Origin of the sequence: Streptomyces sp. NPDC056883, assembly GCF_042788835.1 — a bacterium.
Classification (GTDB): Bacteria; Actinomycetota; Actinomycetes; order Streptomycetales; family Streptomycetaceae; genus Streptomyces; species Streptomyces stoeckheimensis.
On sequence record NZ_JBHUBS010000012.1, the window covers coordinates 223,781 to 245,088 of the forward strand.

Here is a 21,308-nt window from a genome sequence, read left to right on the forward strand (position 1 = left end):
TTGGGGTAATTCCACGGAAATCGGGGTGAGTTCGCGCGCCCCGGTTCGTGGGATCGGTGACTGCGGGGAACCCGCCGGCCCTAGAGGCCCATCGGGACGTGCAGTTCGACGAGGAGTTCCACCTCGACGGGTGCGTCCAGCGGCAGCACGCTCACGCCGACCGCGCTGCGGGCGTGGATGCCCGCGTCGCCGAAGGCGGTGCCCAGCAGCTCGCTCGCTCCGTTGAGCACGCCGGGCTGTCCCGTGAAGTGCGGGTCGCTGGCGACGAAGCCGACCACCTTGACCACGCGCTTCACCGCCGAGAGGTCCCCGGCGACGGAGGCGACGGCGGCCAGCGCGTTCAGCGCGCACTGCTGCGCCAGCTCCTTGGCCTGTTCCGGGGTGACCTCGGCGCCGACCTTCCCGGTGAGGGGGAGCGCGCCGTCGACCATCGGGAGCTGGCCGGAGGTGTACACGTAGTGCCCGCTCTGCACGGCGGGCACGTAGACGGCGACCGGCGAGGGCGTCGGAGGGAGCTTCAGGCCGGCGGCGGCGAGGCGCTCTTCGGGGGTGCTGGTCATGCGCGGATCTCCTTGTGGTCGCCGGCGGGGGAGGGGCTCGGGCGCGGGAAGAGGATGACCGGCTTGATCATGCCCGGCTCCTTCGCGGCGAGCCGCCCGAAGGCCTCCCCGACCCGGTCGAACGGGAATTCGTGGGTGGTGATCACCGTCGGGTCCACCAGCCCGTCCGCGATCAGGTGCAGTGCGTGCGCGAGCCGCGCCCCGCTGCTCTGCGGCGGCCGGCAGCGGGCGTACGTGATCTTCCCGCTCTCCGAGAGCCCCCCGCGGGCAGCCCTCGCGGCGGCGGGCTCGGCCGTCGCCATGATCGCGCGGTCGGCGCCGGCGCCGCCGGTCAGCTCCATGATCCGCTCGGTGGTGTCCTCGTAGGCCGGGTCGATCACCACGTCGGCCCCGAACCGCAGGGCGAGGCGCTGGCGCTTCATCTCCGGCTCCACGGCGATGACGCGGGCCCCGCGCAGCCGGCCCGCCGCGATGGTCGCGCTGAGCCCGACCGCGCCCTGGCCGAAGACGACGACGCTGCCGCCCGGCGGAGGCCCGGACTCCTGGGCGGCGGCGAAGCCGGTGGGGAGCGCGCCCGCCGCGTAGAGGGCCTGGTGGTCGGAGACGGTGTCGGGGAGCGCGATCAGCCCGGCCCCGGCCGCCGGGGCGCGGAAGAACTCGGCGAGCCGCCCGTGGCCCTCGACGCCGACGCGCCGGCCGACGTAGGACGGACAGACCCCGGGGCCGACGTCCTCCACGACGCCGACGGCCTCGTGGCCGAGCCCGGTGGGCGCCCCGGCGGCGGTGTGCCCGTCCCAGGCGCAGATGAGCGCGGCCGTGGTGCGTACGAGGACCTCGCCCGCCCCGGGGTGGGGGACGGGCCGTTCCAGTACGGCGGGCGGCTCGCCGGCACGGCGCAGCGCGAAGGCCTTCACGCGTCTCCTTACTACGTCGTCACACGGTCAGGTTTCCAACCATGCGGGTACGGATCCGGCCCGGCGGGGGGCCGTAGGTCGGGACCTGGCGGGCCGACGGTCGGCACTTCCTTCTGCCGCTCGGCCCGTCCCGGGCGTCCGGCCCGTCCCGTTCCACCTGTGGAGCTCAAGGCCGGGTGACCCGGACCTGGTAGCTGCCGTTGCGCAGTTCGCCCACGACCGAGACGCTGATGCCCGACTTCTCGTCGGTGAAGGTCTCGCCCGGGCGGAACGGTGCGTCCGAGAGCTCCGCGTGCACGTTGGAGCGCCGGGTGCAGCCCCCGCTCGCGCCGGAGCTGTCGGAGACGGTGACGGGCCCGCGGCCGGTGTCCACCTCGGAGTCCACCTTGTAGATGAGCACGCCCGGCTTGCAGACGGCCTCGTCGTTCCCGGCGCGGGTGCGCACCTCCACGGCGTACCCGGCGCTCTCCGAGACGGGGATGAAGGCCAGCTTGGTGCCGCCCTCCACGGCCAGCGGGCTCAGCACGTGGTCGCTGACCCCGGACTTCCCGGCGCAGCTGATCTGGTTGCTGTCGAGCCAGCCCAGCTTCCACTTGTGCCAGCCCAGCAGGTCGTTGTTGGCGCCCCAGTCCTCGCTCATGATGTCCCAGTGCCCCACCGTGCCGCCGCCGTCGGCGGTGTAGAGGTCGGGCAGGCCGAAGACGTGCCCGTTCTCGTGGGGGAGCACCCGGTAGCCGGTCTCCCGGTAGGTGCCGGAGCCGTCGTCCTGGCGGCTGTAGACGAAGGACGTGTTGGCGAGCGGGACGCCGTCCGCCATCGGGGCCTCGCCGTTGCCGGAGAAGGTGACGGAGAGGACGGTGTCGAGGGCGGAGGGGCCGGCGTTCGGGGTGACGAGGATGTTTATCAGGTCATACCGGGAGAAATCGACCTCGGCGTCGGAGGTCTTGATGATGTGCTCGACGAGCTGGCGGTAGCCGGGCTCGTACGCGGAACCCCGCTCGATCCCGTACGCCGCGAACGGCATCGGCATCCGCAGCCAGTTCTTTATCGGCGCCTCGGCACGATAGGTCAGCCGCCCGTAGGAGCTGGTGCGGAACCAGTCGGACGTCTGCGGGAAGAACTCCGCCAGCCGGTCGGCCGCCGTGCCCTCGCCCTTGGCGTCGGGGAAGTCGATCATCAGGTTCAGCGCCCGGACCTCGCCGGTCGAGCGCGAGTACCCCGGCGCGGTCGGCAGTCCCTCGGACATCTGCACGCCCATCGCGCCGGAGATCCGGCAGGGTGCGAGCAGCGCCTCGGCGCTGGTGGCGCCCACCGGCCCGGCCGCCGAATGGCTGCGGCCGGATATGCCCGCGCTCGCCGTCGCCGTGATGCCGAGTGCCAGCGCGGTGATGCCGATGAAGACGCTGGTGCGGCTTGGCTTGCGTATCCGGTGGCGCGTCTGCGACATGGAGATCGGCCTTCGGGTCCGCGGCAGCCGGCCGGGTCCGGACTGCGCTCTGTGGGCCCACCCTCCGACGGCTGGAGCGGGCTCGCGCGCCGGAAGAGGCCAAACGAGATCAAAAGGCCCGGGGTGGTGTGACCCAGGTCACACGGGAGAGTGAAATAAGCGGGGACCCTCTCCCCGTTTGAACCAGAGTCCCCACGAACCGGGGAGCTGCTCCCCGTTTCGAGGAGCGGGCAACCCGTCCGGAAGTACGCGTGACCCTGTCAGGGAGCCGTCCATGAAGAGCCCCGCCACCACCGATCCGGCGGCCCTGCCCGTGCCGGACCCGGAGGCCGACCTCGACCTCACGGCTCCGGCCGCGGGCACGGGCGCGTGCGCGGTCGTGGGAGCGGCTGCGGGCAAGGTCAAGGCGGCGGTCAGGGCGGCCGGCAAGGTCGCCGGCAAGCGCGCCCGTACCGGCACGGACGCGGTCCCGCGCCCGCGCGCCGACGCCGTCCGCAACCGGGAGCGCATCCTGGCCGCCGCCCGCGACGTGCTCGTGGAGTTCGGCCCCGCCGCCCCCCTCGACGAGATCGCCCGCCGGGCCGGCGTGGGCAACGCCACGCTCTACCGGCACTTCCCCGACCGCCCGGCCCTGATCCACCACGTCGTGCTCTTCGGTCTGGACCGGGTGACCGCCCTGGCCGTCGACTCGCTCGCGGAGGAGCCGGACGCCTTCGCCGCCCTGTGCCGGTTCACGCACGCTGCGGCGGACGAGCGGATCGGCGCCCTGTGCCCCGTGCTCGCCAGTGACTTCGACCACGACCACCCCGAACTGGTCGCTTCCCGCGAGGCCTTGGAGGAGACGATCGAGGCCCTGCTGGCCGCCGGCCGCACCTCCGGGCTGGTGCGCGCGGACATCGGCGTCGGCGACCTGATGATCGCGCTGTCCCAGCTCAGCCGCCCCCTCCCGGGCACCGGCTGCTTCGACGCGAACGTGTTCGTCCACCGTCATCTGCAGCTGTTCCTCGACGGGTTGAGGGCGCCGGCGCGCTCCGAACTGCCCGGCTCGGCGATCACGCTGGCGGACCTGAGGCGGAAAACCATGTGACGCCCCCGGGTCGCGCCCTTTAGCGTCGCAGGACCGCCCTAATCATCACTTTTCAGTCATCTCGCACCATGAAGTGGGTACCCCCATGTCAAAAACAGCCGCGAACCCGCAGCTGACCGGCGCCGACCCCAGTCGCTGGAAGGCCCTGGTCTTCATCGCACTGGCGCAGCTGATGGTCGTCCTCGACGCCACCATCGTGAACATCGCCCTCCCGTCCGCCCAGACCGACCTCGGCATCTCGGACGGCAACCGCCAGTGGGTCATCACCGCGTACGCGCTGGCCTTCGGCGGACTGCTCCTCTTCGGAGGCCGCATCGCCGACAAGTGGGGCCGCAAGAACGCCTTCATCGTCGGCCTCATCGGCTTCGCCCTGGCCTCCGCGCTGGGCGGCGCCGCACAGGGTGAGGCCATGATGCTGGGCGCCCGTGCCCTCCAGGGTGCCTTCGGCGCACTGCTCGCGCCCGCCGCGCTCTCGCTGCTGGCCGTCATGTTCACCGACGCCAAGGAGCGCGCCAAGGCCTTCGGCATCTACGGTGCGATCGCCGGTGGCGGTGGCGCCGTGGGCCTGATCCTCGGCGGCGTCCTCACCGAGTACCTGAACTGGCGCTGGACCTTCTTCGTCAACATCCCGTTCGCGATCGTCGCCGCCGTCGGCGCCTGGATGATCATCCGCGAGCCGGCCGGCGGCCGTAACCGCGCGCCGCTCGACATCCCCGGCGTCGTGCTGTCCACGACCGGCCTCGTCGCCCTCGTCTACGGATTCACCCGCGCCGAGTCGGCCGGCTGGTCGGACGGCCTCACCGTGGGCATGTTCATCGCCTCCGCCGTGCTGCTCGCCGCGTTCGTCTACGTCGAGTCCCGTACGGCCCACCCGCTGCTCCCGCTGCGCGTCCTGCTGGAGCGCAACCGCGGCGGCGTGTACCTCTCCCTGGGCCTCGCCGTCATCTCGATGTTCGGCCTGTTCCTCTTCCTCACCTACTACCTGCAGGTCGTCAAGGGCTTCTCGCCCGTCACGACCGGCTTCGCCTTCCTCCCGATGATCGTGGGCATGATCACCGGTTCCACGCAGATCGGCGCCCGCCTCATGACGCGGGTCCCGCCGCGCCTGCTGATGGGCCCCGGCTTCATGGTCGCCGCCACCGGCATGCTGCTGCTGACGCAGCTCGAGGTGGGCTCCTCCTACCCGGCGCTGATCCTGCCGGCGCAGCTGCTGCTGGGTCTCGGCATGGGTACGGCGTTCATGCCCGCCATGTCCCTGGCCACGTACGGGGTGAACCCGGCCGACGCCGGTGTCGCCTCCGCGATGGTCAACACCTCGCAGCAGGTGGGCGGCGCGATCGGCACCGCCCTGCTGAACACGATCGCCGCCTCCGCGACGACCGCGTACCTGACCGACCACGCGGCCGAGGCCGCGGCGGGCGGCCCGGCGGCGAAGCTGATCCAGGCCCAGGCCATGGTGGAGGGCTACTCCTCCGCGATCTGGTGGGCGGTCGGCATCCTGGTCGCCAGCTCGCTCATCGCCCTGACCCTCATCACCACCGGCAAGCCGGGCGCGGGCGACCCGGTCGCCGAGGGCGAGGAGGCCGACATGAAGATCCCGGTGATCGCCCACTGACCCGCTCGGGCCCCGCTCTCCGGGGCAGGTGTTGGAATGACTGGTGCTGGGAATGACTGATGACCCCGCGTTGTTCAAATTTGAACGACGCGGGGTTAGTCTGTGTATGGCGGCCCGCCGTGACGATTCCTGGAGCCCCTGATGCCGACGCCCGAAGCCCTGACCCCCCAACCGGCCCGGATGCCGGCGCTCTACCTGAGCCACGGAGCCCCGCCCCTCGCGGACGACCCGGTCTGGCCCGGCGAACTGGCCGCCTGGTCCGCGGACCTGCCCCGCCCCCGCGCGATCCTGATGGTCTCCGCCCACTGGGAAGAGGCCCCGCTCGCCCTCGGGGCCACCGAGACGGTCCCGCTCGTCTACGACTTCTGGGGCTTCCCCGAGCACTACTACCAGGTCCGCTACGACGCCCCGGGCGCCCCCGAACTGGCCGCGTCGGTCCGCAAACTCCTCAAGGCGCCCGGCACCCCCGTCCAGGACATCCCCGACCGCGGCCTGGACCACGGCGCGTACGTCCCGCTGGTGGAGATGTTCCCGGAGGCCGACATACCGGTGCTCCAGATATCCATGCCGACCCTCGACCCGCGCCGCCTGATGGAGATCGGCCGCAAGCTGGCCCCCCTGCGCGACGAGGGCGTCCTCATCGTCGGCAGCGGCTTCTTCACCCACAACCTGGCGGCCCTGCGCCACACCGGCCCCGGCGTCCCGTCGTGGTCCGCCGAGTTCGACGCCTGGGGCCACGAGGCGCTGGCCGCCTCCGACATCGACGCCCTGCTCGACTTCGAAGCCAAGTCCCCGGCCGGCCGCCTGGCCCACCCCCGTACGGAACACTTCGCCCCGCTCTTCGTCACCCTGGGCGCCGCCGAGGCGGAGCTCGCCACCGCCTCCACCCCGGTCTCGGGCTTCTGGATGGGCCTGTCGAAGCGTTCCCTGCAATTTGGCTGACCGCGAGCAGCTCTGGTGCCCCAGCGGCTCGGCGTACGCGCCGGAGTCGCTGGTCCTCGCGGTCCGCGACGGCCTCGACGGCCCGCCGGTCTACCTCCCCGCACCCCGCCCGGCGGCCGGAACCCTGGCCGAGCTCGCCGACGGGGTGGAACCGCGCCGCCTGCTCCGCCTGGCCTCCCACTGCGTCCCGCACTGCCTCAACCGCGAGGCCGACACCTGCACCCTGGTCACCCGCCTGACCTCGCCCCCGCCGGAGCCGGCCGCGCTTCCCGCCTGCCATCTCCGCCCGGCCTGCAAGTGGTGGACCCAGTCGGGCCCACCGGCCTGCCACGCCTGCCCCCAGGTCGCTACCCGCCGCCCCGGGCAGGACCTGTGACGTCCTCCCCGATGGTGAACCCCTTGGCGGGGCCGGCCGCGATCGCGACCGGGGTCCCGTATGCCGTCCGCGACTCGTCCTCGTAGACGGCTTTGCCGGGGTTGGGGGAGGTCAGTACGGTGACGGTGCCACCGTCGTCGAAGTCGTCGATCAGGACGTACACGGGAACGGCTGCCCGGGCGTAATCGCGCCGCTTGCGCGTGCGGTCGCGCGTGATGTTGTCGCTTCCAGGGGAGACAACTTCGACGATCAGTGCCACAGCGGTGGCGTCGACCCCGAGGCCGTCCTCGGTGACGTGTTCCTCGGCGTCCTCCAGTACGACGAACAGGTCGGGGATCCACACCTTGCGTTTGTGGACGACGTTCATGTCCTGGCAAGCGGCGAACTCGCCGCCGGCGAGGAAGACGACGAGCTGATCCCTCAGGCGATTGACGGTACGGCCGCGTGAGTAGCGACCCGTGGGTGACACCTCGATGAACCCCTCGACGATCTCGGCGTGGTAGCCCTCGGGGAGTTCCATGGCTTTCCATGCCTGCCACAGGACGTCGTCAAGGTCCGACGGGGGAGTCGCGACCTTCGGCATTACGGCCTCCAGCGTCTCGTGGGCGAGAGCGGTCATGTGCAGCACCTCCTCTGAGTGTGGGCGTCGCGAGCCGGACGGCACAAGCGACTCTCTGATGCCCGGACCGCGGCCGCCCATGCTGCAGGAATATGCCGATCGTTCACTCGGACGGGGAGGTCATCGCCGGACGAGGCAACCAGAAGCCGCCGGGGCTCGTCTCCTGGGGTGGGAGTGCAGCCGGAGGCAGTGCTGCGACAGGGGCGAAGGCGGCCGTGTCAAGTGTGACGGTGGTCTCATCGTCACCTCCCTCGGGTGGCCCGTCAGGCCGCTGGGGCCGACCGCAATCCCCGCCCTGACCTGCGGATCTTCAGGCCCGGCGGCATCGCCGATCCGATCGGATCGGGGGGCGGCGGGGCAGGATACTGCAAGATCTCGAAAAACAGGGAGCAACGTGGGAATTCTGTCCCGATTCCAGTCGTTGTTTCCTTCGGAAGCGGGCACTCGGGAGAGTGTCCGGGCGGCCGCACCAGTGCAGCCGGACCACCGCACCACCGCGACCGAACTCATCGCAAGGGAGCACGCATGGCAACCCGCGCCGTCGCCCGTCGTCAGTCCACGAGCAGCGCTCGCGCTGTGGGCGGGGAGATCGCAGACCGCGACCTGGTCGGCATGTACCTGGACGAGATCGCACGCACCCCGCTGCTGGATGCGGCCAAGGAAGTCGAGCTCTCGCAGATCATCGAGGCGGGCGTGTACGCCCAGCAGATCCTCGACGGCGCGATAGAGCGCAAGGGCAAGACGCCCTCCCAGGAGGAGCTCGAGCTCCTGGCCGCCGAGGGCGAGCGTGCCAAGGAAGTCTTCATCCGCTCCAACCTCCGCCTGGTCGTCGCCGTGGCCCGCCGCTACCCGCGCAGCGGGCTGCCGCTCCTCGACCTCATCCAGGAGGGCAACGCCGGCCTGGTCCGCGCCGTGGAGAAGTTCGACTACGCCAAGGGCTTCAAGTTCTCCACGTACGCCACGTGGTGGATCCGCCAGGCGATCACCCGTTCCATCGCCGACCAGTCCCGCACCATCCGCCTGCCCGTCCACCTGGTGGAGGAGCTCGGCCGGATCCGTCGGGTCCAGCGCGAGTTCAACCGCGAGAACGGCCGCGACCCGGAGCACGCGGAGATCGCCGCCGAGCTGGACACGACGGAGAAGCGCGTCGGCGACGTCCTGGACTGGGCGCGCGACCCGGTCAGCCTGAACATGGGCGTGGACGAGGACGGCGACACGCAGTTCGGCGACCTGCTCGAAGACACCTCGGCGATCTCCCCCGAGCAGTCCGTCCTCTCCCTCCTCCGCAGTGAGGAGCTGGAGGACCTGCTGGGCAAGCTGGACCAGCGAACCGCGTCGATCATCAAGATGCGTTACGGCATCGACGACGGTCGAGAGCGTACGCTGACGGAAGTGGGCAAGCAGCACGGCCTGACCCGCGAGCGGATCCGCCAGATCGAGAAGCACGCGCTGCTCGAACTGAAGAAGATGGCCCGCGACACCGGCTTCGACGCGGTGGCCTGACCGGCCCCACGACGCAGCCCCCCAGAACGAGCCCCCGGTGCCTATCCCCCCCAGGCGCCGGGGGCTCCCCCCTTTTTTCAGCCCCTCCGGCGCACACCCCAGCCCCTCCGGCGTTTGAGGAGCGGGGTCCGGGGCGGAGCCCCGGGTCTTTCGGGGTCCGGGCGCAGCCCGGGGAACGGTGGAAGGGCGGGTAGGGGACAGCCCCGCAGGGCCCGGCCCCGGCCCGGCTAAGGCTGCGCCCCCGCCGCCCCGGTCAGCCGCGCCCCCAGCGCCCGAGCCGCCTCCACCAGAGCCTCCGGCCCGTGCACGGTGAACGGCACCCCCACCAGCCCCAACCGCGCCACCAGCCACTCCGGCGAGTCCGCAGACTCGAACCGCACCCGCACCCCACCCGACTCCACCGCCCCGGAACCCGGCTCCGCCACCACCACCTGCTCCCGCAGCCACCCCGGCAGGGCATCCCCACGGCCCGCACCCGTGAAGGTGACGTCCACCAGGTAGGTCCCCCCGCCCCGCAACCCCCGCCGCACGAACTCCACCGCATCCATCGGCAGCTCCCGCTTCGCGAACCGGACCCCCGTCGCGCACGGCTCGCTCACCCGGTCCACCCGGAAGGTCCGCCAGTCCCCGCGCTCCATGTCGTAGGCCACGAGGTACCACCGGCTCCCGGTGCTGACCAGCCGGTACGGCTCCACCAGCCGCCGCGAGGCCACCCCGTCCCCGGCCAGGTACGCGAACCGCAGCCGCTCCGGACCCGCCACCGCCGAGGCGATCGCCGTCAGCGTCCGCGGATCCACGCGCGCCCCGTCGCCCCGCGCCACCGCGACCGTCGCCGACTGCAGCGCGCCCACGCGCCGCCGCAGCCGCCCCGGCAGGACCTGCTCCAGCTTCGCGAGGGCCCGTACGGAGGCCTCCTCCACGCCCTCGATCGCGTGCCCGGCCCCCGCCCGCAGCCCCACCGCGATCGCGACGGCCTCCTCGTCGTCCAGGACGAGCGGCGGCATCGCCGCCCCCGCCACCAGCCGGTAGCCGCCCTCCGCGCCCAGCGTGGCCTCCACCGGGTACCCCAGCTCCCGCAAGCGGTCGATGTCCCGCCGGATCGTGCGGGCACTCACCCGCAGCCGCTCGGCCAGCTCGCTCCCGGGCCACTCGCGCGGGGTCTGGAGCAAGGAGAGCAGGGAGAGGAGGCGGGCCGGGGTATCGGTCATGGTTCAAAGGTGCCAGCCAAATAGGACACCAACTGACCTACATGCCGTCTAGGTTTCTCCTCATGAGCACCGAGACGACCCAGTCATCGCCCGAAGGAAAGAACGGGCCCGTACAAGAAGAGCGGACCGACCCTCCCGCCGAGACCACCTCGATCAGCAAGGCCGGCGACGCCGCCGCCAACAGCGAGCCCGGCGGGCCCGATGCCCCCGCCGACCGCCGCCGCTGGATCGCGCTCGCCATCGTGATGACCGCCGCCTTCATGGACCTGGTCGACGTCACGATCGTCAACATCGCGATACCCCGGATGCGCGATGACCTCGGCGCCTCCACCAGCGCCATCCAGTGGATCACCGCCGGTTACGCACTCGCCTTCGCCGCCGGCCTGATCACCGGCGGCCGTCTCGGTGACATCTACGGCCGCAAGCGCCTCTTCCTCATCGGCATATCCGGCTTCACCGCGGCTTCGCTGCTCTGCGGCCTCGCCCCGAACCCCGACGTGCTCGTCGCCTCCCGCATCCTCCAGGGCGGCATGGCGGCCATGATGGTCCCGCAGGTGCTCGCGATCATCCACGTCACCTTCCCGCCGCACGAGCGCGGCAAGGTCTTCGGCCTGTTCGGCGCGATCATCGGCCTCGGCGCCGTCTCGGGCCCGATGCTCGGCGCGCTGCTCACCGAGTGGAACATCGCCGGTCTCGAATGGCGCCCGATCTTCCTGATCAACCTGCCCGTCGGCATCGCCGGCGTGATCCTGGGCCGCAAGTTCATCTCCGAGTCCAAGGCCCCCAAGGCGCTGCGCCTGGACCTGGTGGGCGTGGTGCTCGCCACCCTCGCCCTGGTCATGCTGATCTTCCCGCTCACCCACGGCCGTGAGAACGACTGGCCCGTGTGGGGCTTCGTCTGCATGATCGCCTCGCCCGCGGTGTTCGGCGTCTTCATCGCCTACGAGAAGTACAAGATCCAGAAGGACGGCTCCCCGCTCGTCGAGCTCTCCCTCTTCAAGGTCAAGAGCTTCGCGGGCGGCATCGCCGTCCAGCTGACCTTCGGCATCGCGACCGGCATCTTCTTCCTGGTCTGGACGCTCTACATGCAGATGGGCCTCGGCTGGAGCGCCCTGAAGGCCGGCTCCACCGGCATCCCGTTCTCGCTCGCCGTCTCGGCCGCCGCGGGCATGTCCGTACAGAAGCTCGTCCCGCGCTTCGGCCGCAAGGTGCTCCAGGCCGGCGCGCTGGTCATGGCCGCGGGCGTGCTCCTCTACATCTGGGAGTCGGACCGCTACGGCATGACCATCGCCTCCTGGCAGATGGCCGCCCCGCTGATCGTCATGGGCATCGGCATGGGCCTGATCATCGCGCCGCTGACCGACACCGTGCTCTCCGAAGTGCCGCGCGAGCACGCCGGCTCGGCGTCCGGGCTGATCAACACCACCGGCCAGATGGGCAACGCGCTGGGCCTCGGCCTGACCTCCGTCGTCTACTTCGGGTTCATCGAGGACGACCTGGCCTTCGGGCGGCCCTACGTCGACGCGTTCCACAACGCCATGTGGTGGGTCGTGGCCGTCCTGGTCGTGATCTTCTCCGTGATGTTCATGCTGCCGCGCAAGGCCGTCCCCATGGCCGAGCGCGAGGGCGGCACGGAGTTCGCCGGCTAGTACCGAGGCCTCGCCTCACCCACGGGCATGTCCGCATCTGTTGGCGGACATGCCCGTTTCTTTTGTTTTCGGGCGCAAACGGGCGTACTCTACGAGAGAAACCACAGAGTCGGGCATCGAACGGATCTGAAACCACATGTACGCACCGGAGCGCCAGCAGGAGATCCTCCGCCTCGCCCGCGAGGCGGGCCGGGTCGACGTCCTGTCCCTGGCCGACCAGTTCCAGGTCACGGCCGAGACCGTGCGCCGCGACCTCAAGGCCCTGGACCGGGCCGGGCTCGTGCGCCGGGTGCACGGCGGTGCCATACCGGCCGGCCGCCTCGACTTCGAGCCGGACCTCACCGAGCGCGAGGCCACCGCGGCCGACGAGAAGGACCGCATCGCGGCCGCCGCGCTCGCCGAACTCCCCGACGGCGGCAGCATCGTGCTCGACGCGGGCAGCACGGTGGCCCGCCTCGCGGCGGCCATTCCGGTCGACACCGCGCTCACCGTGGTCACCCACGCGCTGCCCGTCGCCGCCCGGCTTGCCGACCACACCGGCATCGACCTCCACCTCGTCGGAGGCCGGGTCCGCCACCGCACCCGCGCCGCGGTCGACGCGTGGGCCCTGAGGGCGTACGCCGAGATCCGCGCGGACGTCCTCTTCCTCGCGACGAACGGCTTCACGGCCGAGGGCGGCCTGACCACCCCCGATCTCGCCGAGGCCGCCGTCAAGCGGGCCGCGATGGCGGCGGCCCGCCGCGTCGTCCTCCTCGCCGACTCCGCGAAGGCGGGCCAGGAGCACTTCGCGCGCTTCGGCACCTTCGCCGACGTAGACCTCCTCATCACGGACCAGGGGCTCAGCCCCGCCCACAAGGCGGCGATCGAGGCCGCCGGTACGGAAGTTGTGCTCGTATGATCCTCACCGTCACCCCGAACCCCTCCCTCGACCGGACCTACGAAGTCCCCTCGCTGGACCGCGGTGAGGTACTGCGCGCCACCACCGACCGGGTCGACCCCGGGGGCAAGGGCGTGAACGTCTCCCGCGCGGTGGCCGCCGCAGGTGTCCGTACGACGGCGGTCCTGCCGCTCGGCGGCGCACCGGGCACGATGATCGCCGAACTCCTCGGCGCCCAGGGCGTGGACGTCACGGCCGTCTCCATCGCCGGACAGACCCGCTCCAACATCTCCCTCGCCGAACCGGACGGCACGCTCACCAAGATCAACGCCGCCGGCCCGGCGCTGACCGCCGAGGAATCGGCGCTCCTCCTGGAAACGGTCCGCACCTGCTCGGGCGGCGCCGCCTGGATCGCCTGCTGCGGCAGCCTCCCGCGCGGCCTGAGCCCCGAGTGGTACGCCGACATCGTGACCCGGGCCCACGCCGCGGGCGCCCGCATCGCGCTGGACACCTCCGGCCCGGCGCTGCTCGCGGCGCTGCCGGCCCGCCCGGACGTGATCAAGCCGAACGCCTCGGAGCTCGCGGCGGCGGTCGGGCGGCCCCTGGCCACCCTCGGCGACGTGCTCAAGGCCGCGGAGGAGCTGCGCTCGCTGGGCGCGGGCGCGGTCCTGGCCTCCCTCGGCGCGGACGGCCAGCTCCTGGTCTCCGAGGAGGGCACCTTCTACGGCACGGCGGCCGTCTCCTCGGTCCGCAGCAACGTCGGCGCGGGCGACGCGTCCCTCGCCGGCTTCCTGATCGCGGGGGGTACGGGCCCTGCGGCCCTGGCCTCCGCCCTGGCCCACGGCGCCGCCGCGGTCCAGCTGCCGGGCAGCGCCATGCCGGCCCCTTCCGACCTGCGCCCCGACGCGGTCCACCTCACCCAGGACCTGCCCCTGGACCTCCCTCTGTCCGAAAAGAGCGACGAGCGATGAGCGAGATGATGCTGTCCCCCCTGGGGGCCGACCTGGTCGACCTCGACCTGTCCGCCGAGTCCAAGGAGGGGGCGGCACGTGCCCTCGCCGAACGGATGGTGGCGCTGGGCCGGGTCACCGACCTGGACGGCTTCCTGGCCGACGTGGCGGCGCGCGAGGCCCAGATGCCGACCGGCCTGGAAGGCGGCATAGGCATCCCCCACTGCCGGTCCGCCCACGTCACGACCCCCACCCTGGCCTTCGGCCGGTCCCCCTCCGGCATCGACTTCGGCGCGCCGGACGGCCCGGCGGACCTGATCTTCCTGATAGCCGCCCCCGCCGGCGCCGACGACGCCCACCTGACGATCCTCTCCACCCTGGCCCGCCGCCTGATGCGCCCGGACTTCGTCGCAGCCCTCCGCGCGGCCACGACCCCGGCCGAAGCCGCGACCCTGATCGCCGGAGAGCCGACGGCTGCCGTTACCGCCCCTGCGCCGGGGAACGCCGGCGAGGCTGAAAACACCGCCCCTCCGGCTACCACTCCACCCCCTACCACCCCAGCCCCTCCGGTCACCCCAGCCCCTCCGGCGTTTGAGGAGCGGGGGTCCGGGGGCGGAGCCCCCGGTTTCGAGAAGGGGCGGGGCGGGGAGAGCCCCGCAGGGCGGCCGTTCCGCGTGGTGGCCGTCACCTCCTGTCCCACGGGTATCGCCCACACCTACATGGCGGCGGAGTCCCTCCAACAGGCCGCCGCCGAGGCCGGCATAGAGCTCACGGTCGAAACCCAGGGCTCCGCCGGCTTCACCAAGCTCACCCCCGAAACCATCGCCGCCGCCGACGCGGCCGTCTTCGCCCACGACGTCCCGGTCAGGGAACGGGCCCGCTTCGCCGGCAAGCCCACCGTCGACGTGGGCGTCAAGGCCGGCATCAACCGCCCCGCGGAACTCCTCCAGGAGGCCCGCGACAAGGCCGCCCGAGGCGAGATCTCCACCACCCCGACCCCGGTCGAAGCGGCCGGCGAAGAGCAGGACGGCTACGGCGCGAAGCTCCGCACCTGGCTGATGTCCGGCGTCAGTTACATGGTCCCCTTCGTCGCCGCGGGCGGCCTCCTCATCGCCCTCGCCTTCGCCATCGGCGGGTACGAGATCAACACCGCCCCCTCGGTGGCCGAGCACTTCGTCTGGACCGAGGCCGCCAGCTGGGCCGCGCTCCTCTTCCAGACCGGCGGCCTCGCCTTCGGCTTCCTCGTCCCGGTCCTCGCCGGCTACATCGCCTACGGCATGGCCGACCGCCCGGGTCTCGTCCCCGGTTTCGTCGGCGGCGCCGTGGCCCTGACCATCAACGCAGGCTTCCTCGGCGGCCTGATCGCCGGCCTCATCGCGGGCGGCACCGTACTCGCCGTCCAGCGGCTGAAGATCCCCACCGCCCTGCGCGGGATCATGCCGGTGGTGGTCCTGCCGCTCATCGGCTCCGCCGTCACCGCGTTCCTGATGTTCCTGGTCGTCGGCAAGCCCGTGGCCTCGCTCCAGCAGGCCCTCACCGACTGGCTGTCGGGCCTCTCCGGTGCCAACGCGATCATCCTCGGCGTCATCCTCGGCCTGATGATGTGCTTCGACCTCGGCGGCCCGCTCAACAAGGTGGCCTACGCCTTCGCCATCGGTGGCCTCGCCACCCCCAACGAGGGCAGCCTCAAGGTCATGGCCGCCGTGATGGCCGCCGGCATGGTGCCGCCGCTGGCGATGGCGCTGGCCACCACGGTCCGCGGCCGGCTCTTCTCCAAGACCGAGCGCGAGAACGGCAAGGCCGCCTGGTTCCTCGGGGCTTCCTTCATCAGCGAGGGGGCCATCCCGTTCGCCGCGGCCGACCCGCTGCGCGTGATCCCGGCCTCCATGGTGGGCGGCGCGGTCACCGGAGCGCTCTCGATGGCCTTCGAGTGCACCCTGCGGGCCCCGCACGGCGGCATCTTCGTGATCCCGCTGATCGGCAACCCGCTGCTCTACCTGATCGCCATCGCCGCAGGTACGGCCACCAGCGCCGGCCTGGTCATCCTCCTCAAGGGGATGCGCAAGCAGGACGAGACCCCGGGGCAGCAGGCGGGGGCCGCCGAAGCGGCGCCCCTGCCGGAGACGGCGAAGATCACCGTCGCCGCCTGACCCGACCCGCCCCGGTCACCTCACCCGCGCGCGGAGCTCCATGGCTCCGCGCGCGGCCGTTTCGGTCTCGTAGACCTCGCACATGTGCCGCCCGTCCGGCGTCACCGTGTGCTCGACCTCCCACAGGCTGAACTCGCTGCCGTCCAGCAGGACGAAGGAGTGCTGGTACAGGCTGAAGCCGGCGTCCCGCCCGTCCGCCAGGCACTGCCGGGTGCCGAACACCTGGGTGATCTGGTGCGCGTAGGCCGACCGCAGGAGCAGGGCCACCCGCTCGCCCGGACGGTCCGGGTTCTCCGCACGGCGCAGCACCCGGCGGGCGTGGTCCGCGGACTCCTCCACCGCGTACTCGCGGTGCCGCTGGGCCGGGGTCGGATTGGTGAACAGCGCGCTCAGCACGGCGATGTCGCTCTCCGGCTCCTGCTCGACCGTCACCTCCACGAGCTCCCGCGCCACCTGCGAGGGGACCTCGCCGAAGAGCCGGGCCGCCGCGAGGCAGGTCTCCGCCTTGCTCGCGAAGACCTCGTACCGTATCGAGAGGTCGGAGTCCTGACGGTGCGCCAGCTCCCACAGGACCACGGAGTCGCCGTCGGACAGCAGGTAGGCGTGCCGGTGTATCTCCCGCCACGGTCCCTCCGCCGGGCTGCGCCGGGTGGTGTGGAGCGAGGACCTGTGGGCGAGCGCGGTGCCCAGCCGCTCGACCAATTCGTCAGGCAGGTCGAAGGAGTTGAGGGCGCGGCCCAGGAGTCGCTCGAGGTGCGCCTCGGTTGTCTCGTGCGGATCGCTCAAGGTGGGTCTCCAGGCCGTCGCAGCTTGTCACTTCGCGGAAGCTCAACGTAGCCCCTGGGTCTGACATCACGTCCGGGGTTCGGTAAAACGTCCGGGAAGCGTCAGGGGTTCCAGCCACCCCTTCAGGTCAACCTCCATGTCGACGAGCATGGTTGGGCCGGATAACGGGCACAAGGGCGGGAGCATGACCGTATGGCAACAAATACCGTGGGCGTCCCCCGCCAGCAGGGCCGCCCCCAGAACCGCAAGGACGCAGAACCGATCGCAGCTCCCCGCGCGCTGGCCTGGGTACTGCTGATCACCGGGGCCGCCGGAGTGCTGGCCGCCTGGGTCATCACCCTGGACAAGTTCCTGCTGCTGGAGAACCCGAACTTCAAGCCCGCGTGCAGTCTCAATCCGGTGGTCTCCTGCGGCAGCGTGATGAAGAGCGAGCAGGCGGCGGCCTTCGGCTTCCCGAACCCGATGCTGGGACTGGTCACCTACGGGGCGGTCGTGTGCGTCGGCGCCGGCCTGCTGGCCGGGGCCCGCCACCGCGGCTGGTTCTGGCTCGGCCTCAACGCCGGAATGCTCTTCGGCGTCGGATTCTGCTCCTGGCTCATGGTCCAGTCGCTCTACGAGATCAACGCGCTCTGCCTGTGGTGCTGCCTGACCTGGGCGGCCACCCTGGTGATGTTCTGGGCGGTCACCGCGCACACCGTCCGGACGGGGATCCTCCCCGCGCCCGCGCCCGTACGGACCTTCTTCGCCGATTTCGGCTGGGCCCCGCCCGTCCTGCACACCGGCGTGATCGGGATGCTGATCCTGACCCGGTGGTGGGACTTCTGGACCGGCTGAGGCCGCCGGACGACATGCGAGGGCCCCGGCAGCTGGACGCTGCCGGGGCCCTCGTCACTTCACGACTTCACACCGCAACTTCGAACGCGTCGCTCCACGGGCGCCGTGTCTGTGGACCACGGGTCCCGGACCGTAGGTCGGGAGCGGAGATCAGCTGTTGGCGGAGAGGTTGCCCGAGAGGACCGGGATGTTGTCCAGGATGTGCGAGAGCGGCTCGTCGCCCTTGGCCTGGGTGGAGTTCTCGGTGCACTGCTGGTTCTGCGGGTTGGACAGGACGTTGATGTCCTGGACGCCGATGTTGAGCGCGGCGATCAGCGACTGGGCGTTGACCTTGGCGGGCAGACCGATGCAGGGCTTGTTCAGGGTGCCCTGGACGACTCCGAGCTGCGGGCTCATGTCACCGTGGGTCTTCTGGTTGCCGTACGCCTGCACGGCGCCGTTCCCGTTGACGGTGTTGATCCCGTTGTCGTTGCCGATCGCCATGGCGGGGGCGGCAGCAGCAGCGCCCGCGCCGACGGCGGCGGCGGTGACCGCGGCAGCAGTCATGATCTTCTTGAGCATCTTGATCCTTTTGTCGCACGAGTGCCCGCTAGTGGAGCGCCCTGATCAACTGCCCCGCGAGAGGGTTGGTTCTGCTGCTTCACTCGTACGGCCTGTCTGCGTGCAGGTTTTCCCCGGGCGGGGTGAGCCGCCCCCGGACGCGTGCGCGAAGCCCGTACGCACCCCGCAGCGGCGTACGGTGCCTCGCGCTCCTGTTGCGCTCCGTGGAACCCCTTCGCACGGTGGGTAAGGAAGCGGATCGCTCGGGTCCGCTTCTGAGCGACCACCAGAAGGAACACCCATGCACCGCACCAAGGCCTCCCGCATCCGCGTCCTCGTCCCGTCGGCCCTGGCGGTCGTCATACTCACCGGCGCGGCAGCTCCCGCGGGCGCCGCAGAAGGTGCCGGTGCCGCCGCGAACCGGGTGGCGGCAGCCCAGGAGGAGATCAACGAGAGGGTGGCGGCGGCGGGTCCCGTCGAAGACGCCCTCGCCGCGGTCTCCAAGATCCTGGCGGACCTGACCAAGAGCCTGGGCACCCTGCTCCCGGGGATCAAGATCCCCGAGATCAAACTGCCCGCGCTCCCGGCGCTGCCGCAGATCCCCGCCCTCCCGGCCCTGCCGGCGATCCCTGCGATCCCGGGGCTCCCCGACCTGCAGCTCCCTGCGATTCCGGAGATCCCCGACATCCCGATCCCGGACGTCCCGATCCCCGACGTCCCGGCGCTCCCGGTCTCCGATCCCGCGGCCCCGCCCGCGAGTTCGGTGCCCGCCGTGCCGTCGGTGCCCGGGACTCCGACGGGTCTCGTCCCGCAGATCCCGTCGTTCGCCCAGTTCCTTCCCTAGGAACGGGGACGGGGCCGGGACGAGACCCGGATCCCGTACACGGACCCGCACGCGGTTACGACTATTGGGCTGAACAGGTCTGATCGCGTGCGGAACCGTGTCGTCTGGGATGGTGGACCGTTTCGCTCGATGTGAGCCCCGGAATCGGGGCAGAACATCGAAGAGAAGGTGCACTTCCCATGAACACTGCCAAGAAGGCCGCCCTGGTCCTGGCCACCGCTGGTCTCGCTGCGGCCGGTGCCGCCGGCTCCGCAATGGCCGACTCCAAGGCCGAGGGCGCGGCCGTGGGTTCCCCCGGTGTCCTCTCGGGCAACCTGGGACAGGTCCCGGTCCACGTCCCGGTCAACGTCTGCGGCAACTCCGTGAACGTGATCGGCGCGCTGAACCCGGCGTTCGGCAACGTCTGCGTCAACGACTGACGTTCGACGCAACGCAACACGTGACTGTGGGCGCCACCGGCGAGGCCGGGGGCGCCCACAGTCATGTCGGCGGAAGAACGGGCCGGGCCCGTCAGTGCTTGGGGCCGCCGCCGTTGAGCTTCACTCCGCCGAGCAGCGGGGAGGCCTGGGTGGCCCCGTTGGCGAGGTGCATGACCTCGGCCGGAGCATCGTTCTTGACCTCGTTGACCTTCTGGACGGTGGTCACGACCTTCTGGACGCTCTCGCCCTGCTCGGCCAGTCCGTTGCCCACGGTCTGGGGCAGCGCGGCCGATACCGGGTTCACCGAGTCGGTGACGGCCGTCAGCCCGCTCGTCAGGCTCATGGGGACGGCCGGCGCCTCGGTGGCGGCGAAGGCGGGGGAGGCGGCGCCGAGGGCGGCGACGGAGCCCGCGACGACTGCGGCGACCTTCGAGAGCTTCATTGTCAGAATCCTTTTCTAGGGGTGCCCAGTGGCGACCGTCGCGCCACTTTCGACCTGGTTAACGATTCCCCGGCGCCGCGGAAACGCGGAACCGAACATGGCAACGGCCGGAGAATCCGACAAGGGACTCTCCGGCCGATATTTATTCCGATTACCGTTATTGCCGTCAGGCGGCGTTACGGGACCTGCGGTACAGAATCGCGCCGCCCAGGATCAGGGCCGAGGCCAGCGCCGCCGCGGCGCCGGGCTGGCCGGCGCCGGTCGCGGCCAGTTCCTGCCGCGCGGGGCCCGAGGGGACCGCCGCGACGGGAACGGCCTCGGGTGCGGGTGCGGGTGCCGGGGTCGGCGCGGGAACCGGGGCGGGTGCCGGGGCGGGCAGCGGCGCCGGGGGGAGCGGGACGGGCAGGTCACCGGCCGGGGCCGCGGGCGGCTGGTCGGCCGGGGGCACTACCGGCGCCGGGTGCTCCACGACCTGGCTGCCGTGCGGGGGCATCGGCGCGGGAGCTTCCTCCACGACGGGCGCCGGGGCGGGGAGCGTGTGCGGAGCCTCCTCCACTACGGGAGCGGGCCCGGGGGCCGGCGCCGGAAGCGGCTGCGGGGCCTCCTCGACCGGTGCGGGTGCCGGTGCCGGTACGGGCGCCGGTACGGGCTCGGGCTGCGGCGCGGGTGCCTGCTCTACGGGAGCGGGAGCGGGCGCGGGAGCCGGCGCGGGAGCCGGGTGCTCCGCCTCGGGCGCGGGCAGCGGCTTCGGCGCGGGGGGCGCGTGCTGCGGGGCCGGGGGGTGCTCGACGTGCTGCTTCGGCGGATGCTGCGGCCGAGGCTCGGGCTTCTCCGGGGCGGGGTGGTCGTCACACTCCTCCTCGCCGGATCCGCCGGATCCGCCGGAGTCCCCGTAGCCGCCCTGCGGCCCGGGGCCGTGGTCCTCGTGGCCGCCCTGGTGCTCGGGTCCGCGGTCGCCGTAGCCGCCCTGCTGCTCGGGCTCGCGGTCGCCGTAGCCGCCCTGCTCGTGCCGGTCCTCGCGGTCCTCGCGCCGGTCGTCCCGGTCGTGCTGGTCTACGTACCGGCGGACCTGCTCCGCTTGCTGCGGGCTGAGGTAGCGCTCGTAGTCGTGTCCGCCGTCGGAGCCGGACGTGGTGGCGCAGTTGTTGCCCATGGCGGGGTTGAGGCCCGCTCCGGCGTCCGCGGTGTTGCCGCACACGTTAGGCGAGAAGGTGATCGGTACCGAGACGCTGTTGCCGGCCAGCACGCCCGGTGAATGGGAGGCCTCGGCCATCGCCCCGGGTTGTGCGTAGGCCGCGCCGGTCGCGATCGACAGCAGGCTGGACGCGGCGGCCGCGGTGAGCACCCCCTTGCCCAGTACCTGTCGGCTCAGTACCTGTCGCATGGGTCCTTCCCTGTCTACCGGCCCAGCGGCCGGTGCTGAATCGAAGGTGGCCTCGGAGTGCACCGCCGTGCACCCCTAGGCCCCCCCCCAGAAGGCTTCCCCCCCCGGGACAAAGACCTCTTCCGGCGTTGAAGCAAGTGTTTTCCCCCAAGGGGTTTCTCC

21 protein-coding genes are annotated in these 21,308 nt (G+C 71.7%); 12 read left to right on the forward strand and 9 right to left on the reverse strand.

Annotated features, from left to right (window positions below; all coding sequences use genetic code 11):
- Positions 1-80 precede the first annotated feature (80 nt).
- From ACFRU2_RS27380 to ACFRU2_RS27390, 3 genes are all read right to left on the reverse strand, one after another.
- Entirely contained in the window at positions 81-560 is a 480-nt protein-coding gene (locus ACFRU2_RS27380; RefSeq protein ID WP_382976708.1) for a RidA family protein, read from the reverse strand.
- Entirely contained in the window at positions 557-1,474 is a 918-nt protein-coding gene (locus ACFRU2_RS27385) for a zinc-binding dehydrogenase (RefSeq protein WP_382976710.1), read from the reverse strand. Before ACFRU2_RS27385 ends, ACFRU2_RS27380 begins: the two co-directional genes overlap by 4 nt.
- 166 nt (positions 1,475-1,640) lie before the next feature.
- Positions 1,641-2,921: a M6 family metalloprotease domain-containing protein gene (locus ACFRU2_RS27390; protein ID WP_274547984.1), complete on the reverse strand. Its 1,281-nt coding sequence runs from the start codon at positions 2,919-2,921 to the stop codon at positions 1,641-1,643.
- A gap of 274 nt (positions 2,922-3,195) precedes the next feature.
- Between ACFRU2_RS27390 and ACFRU2_RS27395 the strand changes: the two genes are divergently transcribed.
- From ACFRU2_RS27395 to ACFRU2_RS27410, 4 genes are all read left to right on the forward strand, one after another.
- A complete protein-coding gene (locus ACFRU2_RS27395) occupies positions 3,196-4,008 on the forward strand; it encodes a TetR/AcrR family transcriptional regulator (protein WP_382976712.1) in 813 nt (270 codons plus the stop codon).
- An 85-nt stretch (positions 4,009-4,093) separates the two neighbouring features.
- Positions 4,094-5,623 carry an MFS transporter gene (locus tag ACFRU2_RS27400; protein WP_382976714.1) on the forward strand — a complete coding sequence of 510 codons (1,530 nt, stop codon included), beginning with the start codon at positions 4,094-4,096 and terminating at the stop codon, positions 5,621-5,623.
- A gap of 141 nt (positions 5,624-5,764) precedes the next feature.
- Positions 5,765-6,565 carry a dioxygenase gene (locus ACFRU2_RS27405; protein WP_382976716.1) on the forward strand — a complete coding sequence of 267 codons (801 nt, stop codon included), beginning with the start codon at positions 5,765-5,767 and terminating at the stop codon, positions 6,563-6,565.
- Positions 6,558-6,941, forward strand: a complete 384-nt coding sequence (locus ACFRU2_RS27410) for a hypothetical protein (protein WP_382976717.1) — start codon at positions 6,558-6,560, stop codon at positions 6,939-6,941. The genes ACFRU2_RS27405 and ACFRU2_RS27410 overlap by 8 nt, the downstream gene beginning before the upstream one ends.
- Here the strand turns inward: ACFRU2_RS27410 and ACFRU2_RS27415 are convergent.
- Positions 6,913-7,560 carry a Uma2 family endonuclease gene (locus ACFRU2_RS27415; protein ID WP_382976719.1) on the reverse strand — a complete coding sequence of 216 codons (648 nt, stop codon included), beginning with the start codon at positions 7,558-7,560 and terminating at the stop codon, positions 6,913-6,915. The two genes, ACFRU2_RS27410 and ACFRU2_RS27415, sit on opposite strands and share 29 nt — an antisense overlap.
- Before the next feature lie 525 nt (positions 7,561-8,085).
- Between ACFRU2_RS27415 and ACFRU2_RS27420 the strand changes: the two genes are divergently transcribed.
- Positions 8,086-9,063 carry an RNA polymerase sigma factor RpoD/SigA gene (locus tag ACFRU2_RS27420; RefSeq protein WP_382976721.1) on the forward strand — a complete coding sequence of 326 codons (978 nt, stop codon included), beginning with the start codon at positions 8,086-8,088 and terminating at the stop codon, positions 9,061-9,063.
- Between the two features lie 227 nt (positions 9,064-9,290).
- Here the strand turns inward: ACFRU2_RS27420 and ACFRU2_RS27425 are convergent, their stop codons facing one another.
- Positions 9,291-10,271 (reverse strand): helix-turn-helix transcriptional regulator, encoded by a 981-nt coding sequence (locus tag ACFRU2_RS27425; RefSeq protein ID WP_382976723.1) that lies wholly within the window; start codon positions 10,269-10,271, stop codon positions 9,291-9,293.
- 245 nt (positions 10,272-10,516) lie between these two features.
- Here ACFRU2_RS27425 and ACFRU2_RS27430 point away from each other — a divergent pair, with 245 nt between their 5' ends.
- The 4 genes from ACFRU2_RS27430 to ACFRU2_RS27445 all read left to right on the forward strand — a co-directional run bounded on the left by ACFRU2_RS27430 (position 10,517) and on the right by ACFRU2_RS27445 (position 15,897).
- Positions 10,517-11,920, forward strand: coding sequence for an MFS transporter (locus ACFRU2_RS27430; RefSeq protein ID WP_382976837.1), 1,404 nt, complete (start codon positions 10,517-10,519; stop codon positions 11,918-11,920).
- Positions 11,921-12,056: 136 nt separating this feature from the next.
- Entirely contained in the window at positions 12,057-12,818 is a 762-nt protein-coding gene (locus tag ACFRU2_RS27435; protein ID WP_382976724.1) for a DeoR/GlpR family DNA-binding transcription regulator, read from the forward strand.
- Positions 12,815-13,768, forward strand: coding sequence for a 1-phosphofructokinase (gene pfkB / locus ACFRU2_RS27440; protein WP_382976726.1), 954 nt, complete (start codon positions 12,815-12,817; stop codon positions 13,766-13,768). Before ACFRU2_RS27435 ends, pfkB begins: the two co-directional genes overlap by 4 nt.
- A gap of 8 nt (positions 13,769-13,776) precedes the next feature.
- Complete coding sequence (locus ACFRU2_RS27445; RefSeq protein WP_382976840.1) at positions 13,777-15,897, forward strand: fructose-specific PTS transporter subunit EIIC; 2,121 nt, start codon at positions 13,777-13,779, stop codon at positions 15,895-15,897.
- A gap of 15 nt (positions 15,898-15,912) precedes the next feature.
- On the opposite strand, the gene ACFRU2_RS27450 is transcribed toward ACFRU2_RS27445, so the two are convergent.
- Complete coding sequence (locus tag ACFRU2_RS27450; RefSeq protein WP_382976728.1) at positions 15,913-16,683, reverse strand: DUF6227 family protein; 771 nt, start codon at positions 16,681-16,683, stop codon at positions 15,913-15,915.
- Positions 16,684-16,875: 192 nt separating this feature from the next.
- Here ACFRU2_RS27450 and ACFRU2_RS27455 point away from each other — a divergent pair, with 192 nt between their 5' ends.
- Positions 16,876-17,517, forward strand: coding sequence for a vitamin K epoxide reductase family protein (locus ACFRU2_RS27455; protein WP_382976731.1), 642 nt, complete (start codon positions 16,876-16,878; stop codon positions 17,515-17,517).
- Positions 17,518-17,667: 150 nt separating this feature from the next.
- On the opposite strand, the gene ACFRU2_RS27460 is transcribed toward ACFRU2_RS27455, so the two are convergent.
- Complete coding sequence (locus ACFRU2_RS27460; RefSeq protein WP_382976733.1) at positions 17,668-18,078, reverse strand: rodlin; 411 nt, start codon at positions 18,076-18,078, stop codon at positions 17,668-17,670.
- A 280-nt stretch (positions 18,079-18,358) separates the two neighbouring features.
- Between ACFRU2_RS27460 and ACFRU2_RS27465 the strand changes: the two genes are divergently transcribed.
- Together ACFRU2_RS27465 and ACFRU2_RS27470 are read left to right on the forward strand one after the other, a co-directional pair.
- A complete protein-coding gene (locus ACFRU2_RS27465) occupies positions 18,359-18,901 on the forward strand; it encodes a hypothetical protein (protein ID WP_382976735.1) in 543 nt (180 codons plus the stop codon).
- A 179-nt stretch (positions 18,902-19,080) separates the two neighbouring features.
- The gene (locus tag ACFRU2_RS27470; RefSeq protein WP_250737633.1) at positions 19,081-19,320 is read left to right on the forward strand and encodes a chaplin; all 240 of its coding nucleotides are present in this window, start codon (positions 19,081-19,083) and stop codon (positions 19,318-19,320) included.
- 91 nt (positions 19,321-19,411) lie between these two features.
- Here the strand turns inward: ACFRU2_RS27470 and ACFRU2_RS27475 are convergent, their stop codons facing one another.
- Positions 19,412-19,762: a hypothetical protein gene (locus ACFRU2_RS27475; protein WP_250737632.1), complete on the reverse strand. Its 351-nt coding sequence runs from the start codon at positions 19,760-19,762 to the stop codon at positions 19,412-19,414.
- Positions 19,763-19,928: 166 nt separating this feature from the next.
- The gene (locus ACFRU2_RS27480; RefSeq protein ID WP_382976738.1) at positions 19,929-21,146 is read right to left on the reverse strand and encodes a chaplin; all 1,218 of its coding nucleotides are present in this window, start codon (positions 21,144-21,146) and stop codon (positions 19,929-19,931) included.
- Positions 21,147-21,308 lie beyond the last annotated feature (162 nt).